Source organism: Gemmobacter aquatilis (genome assembly GCF_900110025.1).
GTDB lineage: Bacteria > Pseudomonadota > Alphaproteobacteria > Rhodobacterales > Rhodobacteraceae > Gemmobacter > Gemmobacter aquatilis.
The window spans coordinates 29,317-46,505 of sequence record NZ_FOCE01000003.1; the positions used below are offsets into that span (position 1 = coordinate 29,317).

Here is a 17,189-nt window from a genome sequence, read left to right on the forward strand (position 1 = left end):
CTGCTCCCTCTGCCCGTCGCGTTTCCGGGGCACGTCAAACTAGGTATCGCATGGTAACGCCGCAAGTCGTGATACGGTTTCCATACAGATTTTAACGCCAGATGGTCGCGCTCCGTCGCGGATACGAGCTTTGTGTCAGAACGCTCACGCAACTGTGTGGTGGCGCTAACGGGTATGCAGGGGAATTGGCCGCCCCCGACCGGGCAAGGCCCGGATCGCGGGCGGCCAGCCTCCGGCGGGGATATTTTTGCCAAGATGAAGGCAGAGGGCGCGGGTCTGGGCAGTCACCCTGGCGCAAATGCGCGGGCGACATCACTGCCCGCGCCGGGGGCCGCGGGATTAGCCTGCGTTGCGCAGGGCTTCGACCAGAGCGGCCATGTCGGCGGGCAGCGGCGCCTCGAATTGCAGCTCTTCCCCGGTGACCGGATGGGTGAAGCCGAGGGTTGCGGCGTGCAGGGCCTGACGCGGGAAGGTATTGGCCAGTTCGGCGGCGGCTTCGCCCACCGCCTTGGGGGCGACGCGGCGCTTGCCGCCATAGGTCTGATCGCCGATCAGCCCATGCCCGGCATGGGCCATATGCACGCGGATCTGATGGGTGCGGCCGGTTTCCAGCCAGCAATCCACCAGGCTCGCCACCGGGGGCAGGCCGTATTCCTCGACCACGCGGGCGCGGGTGATGGCGTGGCGACCTTCGTTCCACACCACCGCCTGGCGCTGCCGGTCGGTGCGGTGGCGGGCCAGATGGGTGGCGATGCGCAGGATGCCGCCCGTCTCGAAGCTGACGCCTTTCACCCCGCGCAGGCGCGGATCGGCGGCAGAGGGCGAGCCGTGGACCAGCGCGACATAGTGGCGGTTGACGGTGTGCTTTTCGAACTGCGCGGCCAGCCCGTGATGCGCCCGGTCGCTTTTCGCCACGACCAGCAGGCCCGAGGTGTCCTTGTCGATCCGGTGGACGATGCCGGGCCGTTTGGCCCCGCCCACGCCCGACAGCGTATCGCCGCAATGGAACAGCAGCGCATTGACCAGCGTGCCGGTATAAGACCCCGGCGCCGGGTGGACGACCATGCCCACCGGCTTGTTCACCACGATCAGGTCGCCGTCTTCCCAGATCACATCCAGCGGGATGTTTTCCGGCAGGGTCTGCAGGTCTTCCTCGGCCAGAATGACCAGTTCGAACCGTTCGCCTTCGGTGACACGGGTCTTGGGGTCGGTGACGGGCACGCCACCCTTCAGCACCTTGCCTTCGGCGATCATCTTCATCAGGCGCGAGCGCGACAGTGCCGCTTCCTCTGGCACCTCGCGCACGAGCGCCTTATCAAGACGGTCAGGCGGGTCTTCGCCGATCACCACATGCAAGAGCCCCTCGGGCGCGTCGTCATCATCATCGGAGGGCAGTTGCGGCATGGAAGATACTCCCGAACAGATCGAGCTGCCGCCCGGCCTGCGCTGGCTGAAGACATTGGTCACCGTGTTGATGGTGACGCTGATTTTGGGTGTCATAACGATCGTCGGGCTGCTTGTCACCCGCTTGCCGGGGGCGGCGCCCAAGCTGGTGCTGCCCGAGGCGCTGGCGCTGCCGGAGGGCGCCGTGCCGCAGGCGATCACCCAAGGCGCAGGCTGGATCGGGGTGGTGACCACCGACAGCCGGATGTTCATCTTCACCCCCACGGGTCGGCTGGTGCAGGAAATCACCGTCACCCTGCCGCAGGAGTAGACCATGGACCTGATGGAGCAAAGCGCCAGCACCCTGTCGCGGCTGATTGCCAGCCGCCAGCTTTCGCCGGTGGAGCTGATGCAGGCGCATCTGGCGCGGGTGGCGGCGGCGAACGGGGCAGTGAATGCGGTGGTGTCGCCCCGCGACCCGGACATGTTGCTGGCCGAGGCGCGGGCGGCAGAGGCCGAAGTGACAAAGACCGGGCCGCAGGGCTGGCTGCATGGCATCCCGATGGCGCTGAAGGATCTGGTGGCGGTCAAGGGGCTGCGCAGCACCTATGGCTCGCCGCTGTTTGCCGATTTCGTGCCGGCGGCGGATGATCTGGTGGCGGCGCGGCTGCGCGCGGCGGGGGCGATCTTTACCGGCAAGACCAATACGCCGGAATGGGGCCATGGCAGCCACAGCTTCAACCCGGTGTTCGGCGCGACGCGCAACCCCTATGACCTGACACGCAGCGCGGGCGGATCGTCGGGCGGGGCGGCGGCGGCACTGGCGGCGCGCATGGTGCCGGTGGCCGACGGATCGGACATGATGGGCAGCCTGCGCAACCCGGCGGCCTTCTGCAATGTCTATGGCTTTCGCCCGACCTGGGGCTTGGTGCCCTCGGATGCCGTGGGGGATACGTTTCTGGCGACCATGGCGACCGAAGGGCCGATGGCGCGGGATGTGGAAGACCTTGCCCGGCTGCTGGAGGTGTTGGCGGGCGAGAATCCCGAAGTGCCGTTCGGCCGCCCCGCCGCGCCCTATGCCGCACGGCTGGACACCGACCTGCGCGGCAAGCGCATCGGCTGGCTGGGCGATTGGGGCGGCGCCTATCCGGTGGAACCGGGCATCCTCGACCTGTGCGAAAGCGGCTTGCAGGTGCTGGCCGATCAGGGCGCGATCATCGCGCCGCTGGCGCCGCCCTTCCCCGCCGAAAAGCTGTGGCAGGCCTGGATCACCCTGCGCGCCATGCTGAACGCAGGCACGAAGGGCGCCTTGCGCGACGATCCGGCGAAATGGGCGCAGTTGAAGCCGGAAACGCAATGGGAGATCGAACAGGGCATGGGCCTGTCGGCGGCGGCGGTGCATGCGGCCAGCGTCCTCCGGTCGCGCTGGTATGCGCGGGCGGCCAAGCTGTTCCGCCAGTATGACGCGCTGGTGATGCCTGCGGCGCAGGTCTGGCCGTTTCCGGTGGAATGGCGCTGGCCACAGGCGATCAACGGGCAGGCGATGGACACCTATCACCGCTGGATGGAGATCGTGGTGCCGGTCAGCCTGATCGGCCTGCCGTCGCTGGCGGTGCCTTGCGGGTTCGGGCCGCAGGGGTTGCCTATGGGGATGCAGATCATCGGACCCAGCGGGGCGGATGCGCAGGTGCTGGCGATGGGCCAGCAGTATCACCGCGCCACCGGCTGGCCGCAGAAGCGCCCGCCGCTGCTGTAAGCGCGGCGCTTGCCTCGGGTCGCGGCGCGGCCTATCCAGCGGGGATGCGCTTGCAGATCACCCTGCCCCTGTATCGCGCGCTGATGCGCGTGGCCCTGCCTGTGATGGCGGCGACCACGGCGCTGCGCCAAGGGCGGGGGCGGCTGCCTGCGGGCGCGCTGGCCGAACGGCTGGGATCGGCGCCGGGCGGGGCGGCGGGGCCGGTGGTCTGGCTGCACGGCGCCTCGAATGGCGAGCTGACCTCGGCGCGCTGGCTGATCGAGCGGCTGCTGGCGGCGCGGCCCGATCTGCATCTGGTGATCACCACCAACAGCGCCAGCGGGCGGGCGATGGTGGCGGGCTGGGGCATGGCGCGCGTCAGCGCCCGGCTGGCCCCCTATGATCTGCCGGGCGCGGTGCGGCGGTTCCGGGCGCGCTGGCGCCCCCGCGCGCTGATCGTGCTGGAAAACGAGCTGTGGCCGGAGCGTATTCGCCAGATGGCAGGTGATGGGCCGGTGGTGATGCTGGGCGCGCGGCTGTCTGCCGGATCGGCGCGCAACTGGCAGCGGGTGGCGCCCGCGCTGATCGGCGCCACGCTGGCGCGGCTGGCGCTGGTCTCGGCGCAGGATGGGCAATCCGAGGCGCGGCTGGTGGGGCTGGGCCTGCCGCAAGACCGGCTGGGGCCAAGGCTGATGCTGAAATCGCGGGCCGCGGCGGCGGCTGTGGCGGCGGCGCCGTTTGTGCCGCCCTGCCCGCGCGACCGGATCCTGCTGGCCGCCTCGACCCATGAGGGCGAGGAGGCGGTGGTGCTGGAGGCGTTTGCGCAGGCGCGGGCGGCCTTCGATCTGCTGATCCTTGCGCCGCGTCATCCGCGCCGGGGGGCCGAGGTGGCGGGGCTGATCGCCGTGCGCGGGCTGGGCTTCGCCACGCGGTCGACGGGTGAGGTGCCGGGGCCGGGTGTGGCGGTCTATCTGGCGGATACGCTGGGCGAGATGGCGCATTGGTATGCGATGGCCGGGGCGACGGTGGTCGGCGGCACCTATGGCCCGGCGGGCGGGCATACGCCGTTTGAACCGGCGGCCTTCGGCTCTGCCCTGCTGCACGGGCCGTCGGTCGCCAATTTCGCCGAAGTGTTTGCTGCGCTGGATGCGGCGGGGGCGGCGCTGCCTGCCGCCGATGCGGGGGCATTGGCCGCCGCCTTGCGCGGGCTGGGCGGGGCAGCGCAGGCGCGGCTGGCGGCGGCGGCGCGGGTGGTGCTGACCGAGGACGGCGATGCCGAGGCGCTGCTGTCGCGGCTGATCGCGCTGTTGCCTCAGGCCAGCGGATAGGCGGCGAGGCTTTCGTAGCGCGGCCCTTTGCCACCGGAATGTGAGGCGTAAAGCCGGATGTCGGGCACCAGCCACGGCCCGGCATGGAAGCCCTGTTCCGCCACCACCGCCTGTTCCAGCCGCAAGGCGGCCTCGGGGTCGGGCGGCGGAAAGCGGCCCAGCGTCACATGCGGTGCAAAATCCCGGGCGGCGACCGGCACGCCAGCGGCGACGGCGATGCGCGCCACCTTGGCTTGCAGATGGATCAAGGCCGGGTTGGCGGCCACCCCCGCCCAGGCGATGCGCGGTTTGGCACCGCCGAACAGGCCCACCCCGCGCAACTCCAGCGCGAAGGGGGCGATCACCAGCGCCTCCAGCCCCTCATGCACGGCTTCCAGCACCGGGTCGGGCTGTTCGCCCAGGAACGCGAGCGTCAGGTGGAAATCCTCGGGTTCGGTGCGGCGCGGCAGGGGCAGCAGGAATTGCAGCAGGCGCAGCCGCGCGGTCACCTCCTCGGGCATCGCTATGCCGACAAACGCCCGGATCATCGGGCCTCCAGCAGCGCCAGACGCTGGCGCAAGACGGGGCGGATGGCGCCTTCGCGCGGGGCGTCGAGCAGCGTTGTATACATATGGTCACCGGGCAAGGGGCGGCTGCCGCCGTTCCAGTGTAGCCCGCGCAGCACCGCCTCGGCCTCGGGCGGCAGGCGGTCGGGCAGTGGTTGCCCCGACAGCAGACCCCAGACCGCCGTCCAGCAGCGCGCCACCGACCACGGGTTGTAGCCGCCGCCGCCCGTCACGATCAGCCGGGGCGCCAGATCGCGCAGGCCCGCCACCACCGCCAGATGCGCCCGGTTGGACAGCGCCAGCCGCGCCAGCGGGTCTTCCTCCAGCGCGTCGGACCCGCATTGCAGGACGATTGCCTCAGGCCGGTGCGCCGCCACGCGGGGCAGGATCAGCCGATCCAGCACCAGCCGCATTTCGCTGTCGTTGAAGCCGCGCGGCACCGGCAGGTTGAAGCCATTGCCCCCCGCCGTATCCTGCACCCCGCCGGTGAAGGGCCAGCGCGCCTCTTCATGGACCGAAATCATCAGCACATCGGGTTGGCCCGCGAAGGCCACCTCGACCCCGTCGGAATGATGCGCGTCGATGTCGACATAGGCGATGCGGCGCAGCCCGGCGCGGCGCAGCGCCAGAATGCCCAGAACCACATCGTTCAGATAGCAGAACCCCGCCGCCCGCCCCTGCATCCCGTGATGGGTGCCCGCGCCGGGCACATGCACCACACCGCGATCCACCGAGGCCAGCGCCTCGCCCGCCCAGATCATCGCCCCGGCGCCGGTGGCGGGGCGGCGGAACATCTCGGGGTATAACGGGTTGGACAGGGTGCCCAGACCGAAGCGGTCGCGCCAGTCTGCGGGCAGGGCCAGACCGTCGCGCGCCAGCGCCTCGGCTTCCTGCAAGGCCGCGATATAGTCGGCATCGTGCCACAGCGTCAGCGCCGCCGCCTTGGCGCGCGGGCTGGCGCGAAAGCGCTGCGGCGGCAGCCAGCCCAGCGCGCGGGCCAGATCCATCACCGCCGACACGCGCGGCACGCGCAAAGGATGCAGCCCGCCATAGGACGAGCCGCGATAGATGTCGGAGCCAAGCATCACCGGGCCCAGTGGCGTCGGCCGTGGCCGGAGGGCGGTTGCGCCGGTCACGCCAGCGCAGCCTCGACCGCCGAGAGGATCGGGCGCGACAGCGGGGCCACCGGCGCCCCCCATGTGCCGCGCGGCAGCCCGTCGCGGCCCAGCAACACCTTGTTGAAGTTCCAGCCGGGGGTGAAGCCATGCGTATCGGCCATCCAGCGATAGAACGGGTGCGCCTGCGGCCCTTTCACCCGGGTGATGCCGGTCATCCGCAGCGTCAGATCGAAATTCGCCTCGCAATAGTCTTTGACCGCCGCCTCATCCGCCAGTTCCTGCCGGAAATCATCGGAGGGCACGGCCAGCACGACAAGCCCCTGCGCGGCATAGCGATCCTGCAGATCCTGCAGCGCGTCGAATTGCGGGGCGAAACCGCACAGCGAGGCGGTGTTGACCACCAGCACCGGCTGGCCGCGCCAGGCGCCCAGATCGAAGCTGCCGCCGTCGATATTGTCAAAGCGGAAGGCCGGCACCTGCCCGGCCCGCGCCGCCCCTGTGAGGGCGAGTGTCCCCGCCCCCGCCAGCATCCCGCGCCGCGTCATCTGCATGAACCGCCCTTTCCTTGAAACTTGTGAACCCCAGATGATGAAATAATGCGCCAGCCCGTGCCGTCAAACCTGCGGAAAGCCGCTTTCGGCACAAGGTTTTTGCAATTTGCCGGATCGTGCCTATTTCGTGACAAGGATCAAGGCGCTATCCTTGCAAAAACCAGAAACGACCCGCAGGCAGGACAGGCACGCAGCACCCATGACGATCAAGGCCGATCTCTTTGCACCGCTTGCGGTCGAGGCAGAATTGCGCACCCAATATGGGGCGCTGTGCTGGCGTGACGGCAAGGAAGGGCTTGAGGTGCTGTTGATCACCAGCCGCGAGACCGGGCGCTGGGTCATCCCCAAGGGCTGGCCGATCAAGAACCTGCCGCCCGAACACTCTGCCGCGCGCGAGGCGTGGGAGGAGGCGGGGGTCGAAGGCCGCGCCGATCCGCATTGTCTGGGGCTGTATTCCTACGACAAGGCCCTGGGCAAGCTGCCCGGCCCGCGCGCCAGTGTTCCCTGCCTCGTCGCCGTCTATCCGCTGAAGGTCGATGCGCTGGCCAACCGCTTTCCCGAAGCCGGGCAGCGCAAGCGCAAGTGGTTTTCGCCGCGCAAGGCCGCCCGCAAGGTGGCAGAGCCGGAATTGCAGGCCTTGCTGGCCCATCTGCCCCGCCATCTGGCAGAACCGCCGACCGCCGCTTGATTTCCCGGCGCAAGCGGGCCATCTGTCAGACAGAAGCCCGTCATCCGTCGGTTACATCGCATGATCCGCTATTCGCTCCACTGTGCCCAAGGCCATGATTTCGAGAGCTGGTTCGCCTCGTCGGCGGCGTTCGACGCTCTGCAGGCGCGCGGGCTGGTGTCTTGCGCGATCTGTGGCGGAACCGAGGTGGAAAAGGCGCTGATGGCGCCGCAGGTGGCGCTCAAGGGCACCGGGGCGGAGCGTCCGCTGTCCACCCCCGCCCATCCCGCCGAAGCGGCACTGGCCGCCCTGCGCCGCGAGATCGAGGCGAATTCGGAATATGTCGGCGTGAATTTCGTGACCGAGGCGCGGCGCATCCATGCCGGCAATGCCCCCGAACGCGCGATCCACGGCGAGGCCAAACCCGACGAGGCGCGCAAGCTGATCGAAGACGGCGTGCCGGTGGCCCCCCTGCCCTTCCTGCCGGGGCGGAAAGCCAACTGATGCGGCGGATGCTGATCACCGGCGCGGGGCGCGGCATCGGGCTGGCGCTGGCCCGGCTGGCCACCGCGCAGGGCTGGGAGGTGATCGGCACCACACGCGGCACGCCGCCAGACCTGCCCGCCATCCGCTGGGAACGGCTGGAGGTGACCGAAGCCGCGTCGCATCTCGCCTTGGCGCGGCGGTTGGGCGGGCTGCCGCTGGAGGCGGTGATCTGCAATGCGGGGGTGCTGCGCGACCGGGGGCAGAGCCTGGAAACCGGCTATCCGCCGGACCTGTGGGCCGAAAGTTTCGCGGTCAATGTCACTGGCACATTCCTGACGGTGCAGACACTGCTGCCCAACCTGCACGCCGCGCGGGGCAAGGTGATGATCCTGTCGTCGCAGATGGGGTCCACCACGCGGGCGCCGGGGGGCAGCTATGCCTACCGGGCGTCCAAGGCGGCGGTGCTGAACCTTGGCCGCAATCTGGCGACCGACCTGTGCGGCGAGGGGATCGCCGTCGGCATCTATCACCCCGGCTGGGTACAGACCGACATGGGCGGGCGCGGCGCCGAGATCAGCGCAGGCGAGGCCGCGCGGGGGTTGATGGAGCGGCTGGCCGCGCTGACCCCGATGACCGCAGGCTGTTTTGAAACCTGGGACGGGCGCCCCCACCCCTATTGAGCGCAGCCGGGCCGCGAGGGCGCCCCGGCCAAAGCGGCGTCAGATCTGCTTTTCGGGCAGGTTCACCACCAGCCCGTCCAGCGCATCGCTCACCTTGATCTGGCAGGTCAGCCGCGAGCGGACCGGATCGGGCTGCCAGGCGAAATCCAGCATGTCCTCTTCCATCGCGTCTTTCTTCGGCAGTTTTTCCACCCAGTCGGCCGCGACATAGACGTGGCAGGTGGAACAGGCGCAGGCGCCGCCGCAATCGGCCTCGATCCCCGGCACGCCATTGTCGCGCGCGCCTTCCATCACCGTCAGGCCATTGGCCACGTCGATGACATGCTCTGTGCCATTGAATTCAACATAGGTGATCTTCGCCATGTGCCGGGCCTTATGAAATCCATCGCTGACCCGAGACATAGGGCAGAACATCTGCCATTGCCAGTGGGTGCCGCACTGCCGCAGGCCCTTTCGCAGCAGCTAAATTGCCGCTATCCTTGGCTTTCGCAGGCCGCAGACCGGCCCGGCAGGATCAGGGCGGAACCGGCAGTCAGGATGATCAGACCCATCGCAATCAGTGCGGCGCTGTTGCTGGCCGCCTGCCAGTCCGGCCCGGTGCCCGAGGCGCCTGCAACCGCCGATCTGGGGCGCGAGATCCGCCGCGCCGCCACCCCCGACGCGCCGCCCCCCGCCAACAGGCCGGGCGAATGCTGGGCGACCGACGTGACCCCCGCGATCATCGAGACGGAAACCGAACAGGTGCTGGTCACCCCCGAGCTCCGCGATGCGCAGGGCCGGGTGCTGCGCCCGGCCAGCTATCACAGTGAAGCCCGGCAACGCATCGTGCGCGACCGCACGGCGGTGCATTTCCGCACCCCCTGCCCCGAAGAACTGTCGGTCAGCTTCATCGCCTCGGTGCAGCGGGCGCTGAAGGCGCGGGGCTATTACCTGCAGCCCGTCACCGGCGCGCTGGACGAGGCCACCCGCGACGCGATCCGCCGGTTTCAGGAACCGCTGGGGCTCGACAGCCCGGTGCTGTCGCTGAAGGCGGCGCGGGCGCTGGGGCTGGTGGCGACCGATCTGAAGGATCTTTGACCGATGACGACCGACCGTCAGGCCGCCTACGAGGCCGAAGTGCTGCGCCATTGGGCGGGGCAAAGCGATGGGGCGCATGATCTGGCGCATCTGCGCCGGGTCTGGCGCAATTGCCAGAAGATCGCGCGGGCCGAAGGCGGCGCCGATCTGGAGGTGCTGCTGGCCGCCGCGATGTTCCATGACGTGGTGAACCTGCCGAAGAACGCGCCCAACCGGGCCGAAGCCTCGCGCCTGTCGGCCGAGGTGGCGGTGGCCTATCTGGCGGGCACCGATTTCCCGCCGCAAAAGCTGCCCGCCGTGGCCCATGCGATCACCGCGCACAGCTTTTCCGCCGGTGTGCCCCCCGAGACGCCGGAGGCGCGCATCCTGCAGGATGCCGACCGGCTGGAGGCGCTGGGGGCGCTGGGTCTGGCGCGGATGTTCTATGTGGCGGGCGCGCTGGGGGGCGGGCTGTTCGACCCAGAAGACCCGCTGGCGCAGCGCCGCGCGCTGGACGACCGCGCCTTCGCGCTGGACCATCTGGAAGTGAAACTGTTCCCGGTGGCCGAGGCGATGCAGACCGCCGAAGGGCGCGAGCTGGCGCAGCAAGGGGCCGAGTGGATGGAGGCGTTCCGCGCGCGCCTGCTGCGCGAGATCGGCTAGGCCCCAGCGCTTCGGGATCAGTCCTTCGGAATCGGGCGGCTGCGGCCTTCGGCATCAATGGCGACGAAGGTGAAGATCGCATCGGTGACCTTGGTACAGTCGGTGCCATAGCGCGGGCGGCGCCAGGCCTCGACATGGATGCGCATCGAGGTGCGGCCGGTGGCGACCAGATCGGCGTAAAGCGACACCTCGTCGCCGACCTTGACCGGCTTGTGGAAGGTCATGCCATCCACCGCGATGGTGGCCGCCCGGCCCTTGCCGATGCGCCCGGCCAGATTGCCCGCCGCCAGATCCATCTGCGCCATCAGCCAGCCGCCGAAAATATCGCCCGAAGGGTTGGTGTCGGCGGGCATGGCAATGGTGCGGATCACCGGTTCTTGCGCGGGCGGGGTATCGGGGGGCTGCGTCATCCTGCGTCCTCTGACTTCGCCCGGCGGGCATGGCCAACCGATCATGCGGCGCTGCAGCATCAGACGCAAGCGGCCTTGCGGCAAAATGGCACAGGCTCATCAAAAGGACGGGCACATCAAAAGAACAGGGCGCCCGTCCGGGCGCCCTGCGTGATCGGCGGTGCAAGAGCGGCGGTTCAATCCACCGACAGCGCCACGAAGCGCGGGTCGCCGCCGCGGCGGATCAGCAGCAGCACGGATTTGCGCCCCGCCTCTTTCGCCTCGGCCACGCGATCCTGCAGATCCTTCAGCGTGGCTATCTTCTGTTGCCCCGCCTCGGTGATCAGATCCCCTTCGCGCAGGCCCTTGGTATAGGCCTCGGACATGGCATCCACCTTGGAAATCAGCAGGCCCTCGGCCCCGACGGGCAGGCCCAGTTCCGCAATGTCTTCCTCGGTCACCGGGGCGACGGTCAGGCCCAGCACCTCGGCCATGGCGGGCGCTTCGGGCTTGGCGTCGGGGGTGGCGGCATCCTCTGCGGCCTCGGCCTCTTCGCGGCGGCCCAGCGTCACCGACAGGGTTTCGCTTTTGCCTTCGCGCAGCACGATCACCTTCACCGCCTCGCCCACCGGGGCGTCGGCGACACGGCGGGTCAGATCGCGGACATCCTTGATCTCCTTGCCGTCAAAGCTGGTGATCACATCACCCGCCATCATGCCCGACTCTTTGGCCGGGCCTTCCGGCACATCGGTGATCAGCGCGCCCTTGGCGGTGCCCAGACCCATGGCTTCGGCCACATCGGGCGTCACGTCCTGAATGCGCACGCCCAGCCAGCCGCGACGGGTTTCGCCGAACTGGCGCAGTTGATCGACGACCTTGGTAACGACATTCGACGCCATCGAGAAGCCGATGCCGATCGAGCCGCCGGTGGGCGACAGGATCGCGGTATTCACCCCGATCACCTGACCATCCATGTTGAACAGCGGCCCGCCCGAGTTGCCCTTGTTGATCGCCGCATCGGTCTGCAGGTAATCGTCATAAGTGCCGCTGAGCGCGCGGTTGCGGGCCGAGACGATGCCCGAAGACACCGAGAAGCCCTGCCCCAGCGGGTTGCCCATCGCCAGAACCCAATCGCCGACCCGCATCAGATCGCTGTCGCCGAAGCTGACGAAGGGCAGCGGTTTCGGGCTTTCCACCTTCAGCACCGCAATATCGGTCTTGGGATCGGTGCCCACCAGTTTCGCGGGCAGGGTATCGCCGGAAAAGAACTCGACCGAGATCTCGTCGGCGCCTTCGATGACGTGATTGTTGGTGACGATATAGCCGTCTTCCGAAATCACGAAGCCCGAGCCCAGCGCCTCGGACCGGCGCGGCTCGCCATTGCCGTCCTTGTCCTGGAACTGATCGAAGAAATCCTGGAAGGGCGAGCCTTCCGGCAGTTGCGGCATGTCTTCGGTCGAGGCCTCGACCACCGCCGAGGTGGTGATGTTCACCACCGAGGGGCTGATTTGTGCCGCCAGATCGGCAAAGCTTTCGGGCGCCGCCCGCGCCTCGAGCAACCCGGCCGGCCCGAGGGCAAGGGCAAGCCCCAGCAGTGCCGCCCCCATCAGCCGCAGGCCGCGCTGCCGCGCCGCCATCATCGGCCCCGTCTCAATGGAAATCGCTTTCGCTTGCACCGCAAGAACTCCTTTCGGTCGCATCTCTCCCGCCCGGATCGTTTCGGGCCCATTCACACCCAACAGGTAAGCGTTCGTCTGCGCAATGCAAACCCTGTCGCGGCGCGTCAAGAGCATGTGATTCAATGTTTCATTTGTCGTGAGCCCATCATCGGATCGCCCAGCCGGGCGGCCTGTCAAACGGAACCGCGCCCCGAAGGGCGCGGTGTGGTTTCTTTGGCGTGCCTGCGGCACGTGGCCTCCGGCGGGGATATTTTTGCCAAGATGAAAGCAGTGTCAGTCTTGCGGCGCGGCCAGTGCCGGGACTGGCGGCTGTTCGCTGCGCAGATAGGTGAAGAAGGTGCTGTCAGGCGACATCACGATCGAGGAATTGCCCGCCGTCAGCGCCCGGTCATACGCGGTGAGCGAGCGGGTGAAGGCGAAGAATTCCGGGTCGCGCCCGAACGCCTCGGCGTAGATCGCGTTGCGCTGCGCATCGGCTTCGCCGCGGATCACCTCGGCCTGTTTGCGCGCCTCGGACGTGACCTCGACCACCGTGCGGTCGGCGGTGGCGCGGACGCGGCTGGCCGCCTCGTTGCCACGTGCGATTTCATCCGCCGCCTCGCGTTCGCGTTCCGCCCGCATCCGGGCGAAGGTGGCGGCGAGGTTCTGATCCGGCAGATCGGTGCGGGTCAGGCGCACGTCGATCACATCGACGCCAAGGCTGGCCGCCTCGCGCCGGGCGATGTCGCGGATCTTGTTCATCAGGCCGGTGCGGTCTTCCGACAGCACGGCGCCCGAGGGAACCGACCCCAGAACCTCGCGGATGGCGGCGTTGATGATCCGGTCCAGCCGCGATTGTGCGGCATCGGTGCCGCCGGGGCCGACCGCCTCGCGGAAATCGACGAGGTTCACGATGCGCCAGCGGGCAAAGGCATCGACCACGAGGCGGCGGTCATCCAGCGGCGTGACTTCAAGCGGTTGCGTCGGCAGGCCGAGGATCCGGTCCTCGTAGCGCACGACTTCCTGGATCAGCGGGATCTTGAAGCCGAGGCCGGGCGTATTGATTTCCTGCCGGACCTGACCGAATTGCAGCACCAGCACTTTTTCACGCTCGTCCACGACGAAGACGGAAGACAGCGCCAGGGCACCGAGCAGGAAGACGCCCGGCAGGATGAAGGCAGCTTTTGCCATGTCAGTTCCCCCCCTTCACGGTGGCTGCGGTCGCGCCGCCCGGGCGGGCCAGCTCGTTCAGCGGCAGGAAGGGCACGACACCCTGCCCGCCTTCGCCCGCGTTCACACCGTCGAGGATGACCTTGTTCATCCGGCCCAGCACCCCTTCCATGGTTTCCAGATACATGCGCTTGCGCGTCACATCCGGCGCCTTGATGTATTCGTTGTAGACGGCAAGGAACCGGCTCGCCTCGCCCTGTGCGGCGTTGACGACCTGGGCGCGATAGGCCTCGGCCCCTTCGACCAGTTGCGCGGCTTCACCGCGTGACCCTGCCGTTACCTTGTTGGCATAGGCATCAGCCTCTTTTTCCAGCCGGTCACGTTCCTGCTGGGCGGCCTGCACTTCGCGGAAGGCCCCGATCACCTCGCTTGGCGGGTCGGCCCGGTCGAAGTTCACGCGCACCACGTTGATGCCGGCCTGATAGCTGTCCAGCGTGCCCTGCACCGCCGCGCGCAGATCCGACGCGATCACGCCGCGGTCGCGGTTCAGCACCGGCGCCAGTTCCGAGCGCGCAATGATGTCGCGCATCGCCGATTCCGCCACAGCGCGAATCGTATCTGCCGGATCTTTCAGGTTGAACAGATAGGCCGCCGGATCGGACACGTTCCAGACCACCTGGAATTCGATGTCCACGATGTTCTGGTCGCGCGTCAGCATCAGCCCGCTATCGTTGGACCCCACGGCGCCCATGCCGATATCGGCGGTGCGTTCGCCGGTGACCTGCACGATTTCGGCGCTGACCAGTGGCCAGGGCGCGAAATTCAGGCCGGGATTGCCGATGGCGGAAAACTCGCCCAGAAACAGCTCGACCGAGCGTTCTTCGGGTTTCACCGTGTAAAAGGACATGAAGCCCCAGAGCGCCACGGCCGCCAGTGCCCCCAGGGCCAGCCCCTGTTTCGACAGGATCGGCCCCATCGCGCCGCCCCCGCCACCAGGGCCACCGCCGCCGCCGCCCGAACGGCCACGACCGCCCATCAGGACACGCAGCTGTTCCTGCCCTTTTTTCACGATTTCGTCGATTTCCGGGATTTGCGGACCTTCGCCGCCGGGCCTGCGCGGGCCCCGTCCGTCATTCCGCCCGTCGTTGCGGTTATCGCGGTTGTCACCGCCGCCGCCGCCGCCCCAAGGCCCCCCATTCGCCATCGACTTTTCCCTATCCAGTTCCTTTTCAAGCTAACTGGGCATTTTGGCGCGAAAATCAAGCCCGAACGATACAGGCGGGGCGTGAAGCCGCAGGCCGGGGGTCGGGCAGGCGCGCCCGTTTGCGGGCAGGTGTTAGGCGGGCGGGCCTTTCGGCCGTCAGCCCGCAATGCCTGTGGCCCCCACGGCCTTCAGCGCCATGTCGGCATAGATTGCCTCCACCTCGGCGCGGCCAAGGCGCCCGCCTTCGCGATACCAGTTCGTCACCCCCGTCAGCATGGCAATCAGGGCGAGCGTGGCCAGCTTGGTATCGGGGATGGTGAAGGCACCCGCCGCGCGACCGTCGCGCAGAATCGCCTCCAGCCGGTCTTCATACTGGCGGCGCAGCGCCTCGATGGCCGCGAAATTGGCCGGTTCCAGATTGCGCAGCTCCATATAGGCGATGAACACGGCATCGGGCCGCTCGATATGATAGCCGATGTGGAAGCGGGCGAATTGCGCCAGCCGCGCCTCGGGGCCGGGGGCTTCGGGCAAGGCGGCGCAAGCCGCCAACAGCCCTTCCAGATGGGCGCGCATCAGATCGGCCAGCAGGCTTTGCTTGTCGGGCGTGTAAAGATACAGCGCCCCGGCCTGCACCCCCACCTCGGCGGCGATCTGGCGCATCGACACGGCGGCATAGCCGTGGCGGGCGAAAAGGTGTTCTGCCGCGGCACGGATGCGCGGGCCGGTGATTTCGGAATGGGATCCCGTTTTGCGTGCCATGGCGCCATGGTAACTGACCAGCCGTTCAATTCAACCCCGGCCAGTCTTGGCCCCGCCGCCGCTTGCGGTTGCCGTGCGCCCCGCTTTGCCGCTATGCTGCCGCCAGTTCCGCGCCCCCGGCGCCGCATGTGACCGAGGCCCGATGTTCCCCCTGCGCCCCCTTTTGCCTTGCCTGCTGGCGCTGGCCGCCTGCGCCCCGATGCCGCGCATCGATACGCCCGAGGCGGTCGGGCGCGGCGCGCCGCCGGTGATCCTGCCGCTGGACGATCTGCTGCGGCAGGCCCAGCCCGGCCTTGCCGCCGCAGCGCTTGCCTCGGAATCCAGCCTCAACGCCCGTGCGGCGGCGCTGCGCGCCCGCGCCGCCCTGATGCGCGGCCCGGTGAACGACCCCGAAACCCGCGCGCGCCTGCTGTTGGCCGCCGCAGGGTAGGCCGCGCGCGATTGCACCGCGCGATGTGACAGGCTACAGCAACGACCGAGCAAATACGGAGATTATCATGGTTGCGCCTCTGCGTCTCGGGCTCGCCGGTCTTGGCACCGTCGGCATCGGAGTGGTGAAGATTGTCCAGACCCACGCGGACCTTCTTGCCATGCGCACCGGCCGCCCGGTGGTGATCACCGCCGTTTCCGCGCGCGACCGCACGAAGAACCGCGACGCCGATCTGTCGGGCTATGCCTGGGAAACCGATCCGGTGGCGCTGGCGCAGCGCGACGATGTGGATGTGTTCATCGAGGTGATGGGCGGCCATGACGGCCCGGCCAAGGCCGCAACCGAAGCCGCGATTGCCGCAGGCAAGGATGTGGTCAGTGCCAACAAGGCGTTGCTGGCCCATCACGGTCAGGCGCTGGCCGAGGCCGCCGAGGCGGCAGGCCGTCTGATCCGGTTCGAGGCGGCGGTGGCGGGCGGCATCCCCGTCATCAAGGCGCTGACCGAAGGGCTTTCCGCCAACCGCATCAAGCGGGTGATGGGCGTGATGAACGGCAGCTGCAACTATATCCTGACCCGGATGCAATCCGAAGGCCTGCCCTATGCGGTGGTGTTCGAGGAAGCCCGGCAACTGGGCTATCTGGAGGCCGATCCCAACCTTGACGTGGGGGGGATCGACGCGGGCCACAAGCTGAGCCTGCTGGCCGCCATCGCCTTCGGCACCAAGGTGAATTTCGACGCGGTCGAGCTGGAAGGCATCGGCGCCGTCAGCATCGACGATATCCGCCATGCCGATCAGATGGGCTATCGCATCAAGCTGCTGGGTGTGGCGCAGATGTCGGGGCGCGGACTGGAACAGCGCATGACCCCCTGCCTCGTGCCGAAGAAAAGCCCGCTGGGGCAATTGCAGGGCGGCACCAATATGGTGGTTCTGGAAGGCGACAGCGTCGGCCAGATCGTGCTGCGCGGCCCCGGCGCGGGCGAAGGCCCGACCGCCAGCGCCGTGATGGCCGATGTGATGGACATCGCGCGCGGCCTGCGCCTGCCGACCTTCGGCCAGCCCGCCGCCACGCTGGCCGATGCCGTGCCCGCGCGCTCTGCCACGCCCGCCCCCTATTACATGCGGATGACCCTGCTGGACAAACCCGGCGCGCTGGCAAAGATCGCCACCTGTCTGGGCGAGGCCGGGATCTCCATCGACCAGATGCGCCAGATCAACCAGCCGGGCGCCGAGGATGACAATGCCGTGGTGCTGTTCGTCACCCACAAGGCAGCACCCGCCGATGTGGCCCATGCGATGGGCCGCTTTGGCGCGACCGGCGTGCTGATCGGCGATCCGGTCGCGATCCGCATCGAAGAGGTCTGAGCCG

Annotated in this window: 20 protein-coding genes; 10 read left to right on the plus strand and 10 right to left on the minus strand. The window is 68.5% G+C overall.

Annotation, left to right across the window (positions count from 1 at the left end):
- Positions 1-339 precede the first annotated feature (339 nt).
- Positions 340-1,404, minus strand: a complete 1,065-nt coding sequence (locus BMX43_RS07040; RefSeq protein ID WP_091299273.1) for an RluA family pseudouridine synthase — start codon at positions 1,402-1,404, stop codon at positions 340-342.
- Here BMX43_RS07040 and BMX43_RS07045 point away from each other — a divergent pair.
- Genes BMX43_RS07045 through BMX43_RS07055 form a run of 3 tightly spaced genes read left to right on the plus strand, consistent with a single transcriptional unit; the run spans position 1,403 to position 4,446 of the window.
- Positions 1,403-1,714 carry a DUF6476 family protein gene (locus BMX43_RS07045; protein ID WP_091299276.1) on the plus strand — a complete coding sequence of 104 codons (312 nt, stop codon included), beginning with the start codon at positions 1,403-1,405 and terminating at the stop codon, positions 1,712-1,714. The two genes, BMX43_RS07040 and BMX43_RS07045, sit on opposite strands and share 2 nt — an antisense overlap.
- Before the next feature lie 3 nt (positions 1,715-1,717).
- On the plus strand, positions 1,718-3,139 hold the full coding sequence (locus BMX43_RS07050; protein ID WP_091299279.1) for an amidase: 1,422 nt from the start codon (positions 1,718-1,720) through the stop codon (positions 3,137-3,139).
- Between the two features lie 44 nt (positions 3,140-3,183).
- Complete coding sequence (locus tag BMX43_RS07055; protein WP_425431784.1) at positions 3,184-4,446, plus strand: 3-deoxy-D-manno-octulosonic acid transferase; 1,263 nt, start codon at positions 3,184-3,186, stop codon at positions 4,444-4,446.
- Here BMX43_RS07055 and thpR read toward each other — a convergent pair.
- Genes thpR through BMX43_RS07070 form a run of 3 tightly spaced genes read right to left on the minus strand, consistent with a single transcriptional unit; the run spans position 4,431 to position 6,654 of the window.
- A complete protein-coding gene (gene thpR, locus BMX43_RS07060) occupies positions 4,431-4,973 on the minus strand; it encodes an RNA 2',3'-cyclic phosphodiesterase (protein WP_091299283.1) in 543 nt (180 codons plus the stop codon). The genes BMX43_RS07055 and thpR overlap by 16 nt on opposite strands.
- Positions 4,970-6,076, minus strand: coding sequence for an arginase family protein (locus tag BMX43_RS07065; RefSeq protein WP_245749404.1), 1,107 nt, complete (start codon positions 6,074-6,076; stop codon positions 4,970-4,972). Before BMX43_RS07065 ends, thpR begins: the two co-directional genes overlap by 4 nt.
- Positions 6,077-6,123: 47 nt before the next feature.
- Positions 6,124-6,654: a glutathione peroxidase gene (locus BMX43_RS07070; protein ID WP_425431792.1), complete on the minus strand. Its 531-nt coding sequence runs from the start codon at positions 6,652-6,654 to the stop codon at positions 6,124-6,126.
- A 205-nt stretch (positions 6,655-6,859) separates the two neighbouring features.
- On the opposite strand from BMX43_RS07070, the gene BMX43_RS07075 reads away from it, so the two are divergent.
- The 3 genes from BMX43_RS07075 to BMX43_RS07085 are packed head-to-tail and all read left to right on the plus strand — an operon-like array spanning position 6,860 to position 8,493.
- Complete coding sequence (locus BMX43_RS07075; protein WP_091299289.1) at positions 6,860-7,348, plus strand: NUDIX hydrolase; 489 nt, start codon at positions 6,860-6,862, stop codon at positions 7,346-7,348.
- A 60-nt stretch (positions 7,349-7,408) separates the two neighbouring features.
- Positions 7,409-7,831, plus strand: coding sequence for a DUF1178 family protein (locus BMX43_RS07080; protein ID WP_091299292.1), 423 nt, complete (start codon positions 7,409-7,411; stop codon positions 7,829-7,831).
- On the plus strand, positions 7,831-8,493 hold the full coding sequence (locus BMX43_RS07085) for an SDR family NAD(P)-dependent oxidoreductase (protein WP_091299294.1): 663 nt from the start codon (positions 7,831-7,833) through the stop codon (positions 8,491-8,493). The genes BMX43_RS07080 and BMX43_RS07085 overlap by 1 nt, the downstream gene beginning before the upstream one ends.
- Positions 8,494-8,532: 39 nt before the next feature.
- Here BMX43_RS07085 and BMX43_RS07090 read toward each other — a convergent pair whose 3' ends face one another.
- Positions 8,533-8,856, minus strand: coding sequence for a 2Fe-2S iron-sulfur cluster-binding protein (locus BMX43_RS07090; protein WP_091299298.1), 324 nt, complete (start codon positions 8,854-8,856; stop codon positions 8,533-8,535).
- A gap of 174 nt (positions 8,857-9,030) precedes the next feature.
- Between BMX43_RS07090 and BMX43_RS07095 the strand changes: the two genes are divergently transcribed.
- Together BMX43_RS07095 and BMX43_RS07100 are read left to right on the plus strand one after the other, a co-directional pair.
- Complete coding sequence (locus tag BMX43_RS07095; RefSeq protein WP_091299301.1) at positions 9,031-9,570, plus strand: peptidoglycan-binding domain-containing protein; 540 nt, start codon at positions 9,031-9,033, stop codon at positions 9,568-9,570.
- A gap of 3 nt (positions 9,571-9,573) precedes the next feature.
- Entirely contained in the window at positions 9,574-10,212 is a 639-nt protein-coding gene (locus tag BMX43_RS07100) for an HD domain-containing protein (RefSeq protein WP_091299306.1), read from the plus strand.
- Between the two features lie 17 nt (positions 10,213-10,229).
- On the opposite strand, the gene BMX43_RS07105 is transcribed toward BMX43_RS07100, so the two are convergent.
- The 5 genes from BMX43_RS07105 to BMX43_RS07125 form a co-directional block, all read right to left on the minus strand.
- On the minus strand, positions 10,230-10,622 hold the full coding sequence (locus BMX43_RS07105; protein WP_091299310.1) for an acyl-CoA thioesterase: 393 nt from the start codon (positions 10,620-10,622) through the stop codon (positions 10,230-10,232).
- A gap of 176 nt (positions 10,623-10,798) precedes the next feature.
- Complete coding sequence (locus BMX43_RS07110) at positions 10,799-12,277, minus strand: Do family serine endopeptidase (RefSeq protein WP_425431785.1); 1,479 nt, start codon at positions 12,275-12,277, stop codon at positions 10,799-10,801.
- A 276-nt stretch (positions 12,278-12,553) separates the two neighbouring features.
- Positions 12,554-13,450, minus strand: coding sequence for a protease modulator HflC (gene hflC, locus BMX43_RS07115; RefSeq protein ID WP_091299317.1), 897 nt, complete (start codon positions 13,448-13,450; stop codon positions 12,554-12,556).
- Position 13,451: 1 nt separating this feature from the next.
- Entirely contained in the window at positions 13,452-14,633 is a 1,182-nt protein-coding gene (hflK, locus tag BMX43_RS07120; RefSeq protein WP_091299320.1) for an FtsH protease activity modulator HflK, read from the minus strand.
- Positions 14,634-14,789: 156 nt separating this feature from the next.
- Complete coding sequence (locus tag BMX43_RS07125) at positions 14,790-15,392, minus strand: TetR/AcrR family transcriptional regulator (RefSeq protein WP_091299324.1); 603 nt, start codon at positions 15,390-15,392, stop codon at positions 14,790-14,792.
- Between the two features lie 142 nt (positions 15,393-15,534).
- On the opposite strand from BMX43_RS07125, the gene BMX43_RS07130 reads away from it, so the two are divergent.
- Both BMX43_RS07130 and BMX43_RS07135 read left to right on the plus strand, forming a co-directional pair.
- Positions 15,535-15,822 (plus strand): hypothetical protein, encoded by a 288-nt coding sequence (locus tag BMX43_RS07130; RefSeq protein WP_091299327.1) that lies wholly within the window; start codon positions 15,535-15,537, stop codon positions 15,820-15,822.
- A 67-nt stretch (positions 15,823-15,889) separates the two neighbouring features.
- Positions 15,890-17,185: a homoserine dehydrogenase gene (locus BMX43_RS07135; RefSeq protein ID WP_091299330.1), complete on the plus strand. Its 1,296-nt coding sequence runs from the start codon at positions 15,890-15,892 to the stop codon at positions 17,183-17,185.
- Positions 17,186-17,189 lie beyond the last annotated feature (4 nt).

Bases quoted from the DNA above. Each gene is read 5' to 3' on its own strand.
- BMX43_RS07070 (WP_425431792.1), bottom strand. From the start codon at position 6,654: ATGACGCGGCGCGGGATGCTGGCGGGGGCGGGGACACTCGCCCTCACA.
- BMX43_RS07085 (WP_091299294.1), top strand. From the start codon at position 7,831: ATGCGGCGGATGCTGATCACCGGCGCGGGGCGCGGCATCGGGCTGGCG.
- BMX43_RS07090 (WP_091299298.1), bottom strand. From the start codon at position 8,856: ATGGCGAAGATCACCTATGTTGAATTCAATGGCACAGAGCATGTCATC.
- BMX43_RS07100 (WP_091299306.1), top strand. From the start codon at position 9,574: ATGACGACCGACCGTCAGGCCGCCTACGAGGCCGAAGTGCTGCGCCAT.
- BMX43_RS07130 (WP_091299327.1), top strand. From the start codon at position 15,535: ATGTTCCCCCTGCGCCCCCTTTTGCCTTGCCTGCTGGCGCTGGCCGCC.
- BMX43_RS07125 (WP_091299324.1), bottom strand. From the start codon at position 15,392: ATGGCACGCAAAACGGGATCCCATTCCGAAATCACCGGCCCGCGCATC.
- BMX43_RS07065 (WP_245749404.1), bottom strand. From the start codon at position 6,076: ATGCTTGGCTCCGACATCTATCGCGGCTCGTCCTATGGCGGGCTGCAT.
- BMX43_RS07055 (WP_425431784.1), top strand. From the start codon at position 3,184: ATGCGCTTGCAGATCACCCTGCCCCTGTATCGCGCGCTGATGCGCGTG.
- BMX43_RS07075 (WP_091299289.1), top strand. From the start codon at position 6,860: ATGACGATCAAGGCCGATCTCTTTGCACCGCTTGCGGTCGAGGCAGAA.
- thpR (WP_091299283.1), bottom strand. From the start codon at position 4,973: ATGATCCGGGCGTTTGTCGGCATAGCGATGCCCGAGGAGGTGACCGCG.
- hflK (WP_091299320.1), bottom strand. From the start codon at position 14,633: ATGGCGAATGGGGGGCCTTGGGGCGGCGGCGGCGGCGGTGACAACCGC.
- BMX43_RS07095 (WP_091299301.1), top strand. From the start codon at position 9,031: ATGATCAGACCCATCGCAATCAGTGCGGCGCTGTTGCTGGCCGCCTGC.
- BMX43_RS07040 (WP_091299273.1), bottom strand. From the start codon at position 1,404: ATGCCGCAACTGCCCTCCGATGATGATGACGACGCGCCCGAGGGGCTC.
- BMX43_RS07080 (WP_091299292.1), top strand. From the start codon at position 7,409: ATGATCCGCTATTCGCTCCACTGTGCCCAAGGCCATGATTTCGAGAGC.
- BMX43_RS07045 (WP_091299276.1), top strand. From the start codon at position 1,403: ATGGAAGATACTCCCGAACAGATCGAGCTGCCGCCCGGCCTGCGCTGG.
- BMX43_RS07050 (WP_091299279.1), top strand. From the start codon at position 1,718: ATGGACCTGATGGAGCAAAGCGCCAGCACCCTGTCGCGGCTGATTGCC.
- BMX43_RS07135 (WP_091299330.1), top strand. From the start codon at position 15,890: ATGGTTGCGCCTCTGCGTCTCGGGCTCGCCGGTCTTGGCACCGTCGGC.
- BMX43_RS07105 (WP_091299310.1), bottom strand. From the start codon at position 10,622: ATGACGCAGCCCCCCGATACCCCGCCCGCGCAAGAACCGGTGATCCGC.
- hflC (WP_091299317.1), bottom strand. From the start codon at position 13,450: ATGGCAAAAGCTGCCTTCATCCTGCCGGGCGTCTTCCTGCTCGGTGCC.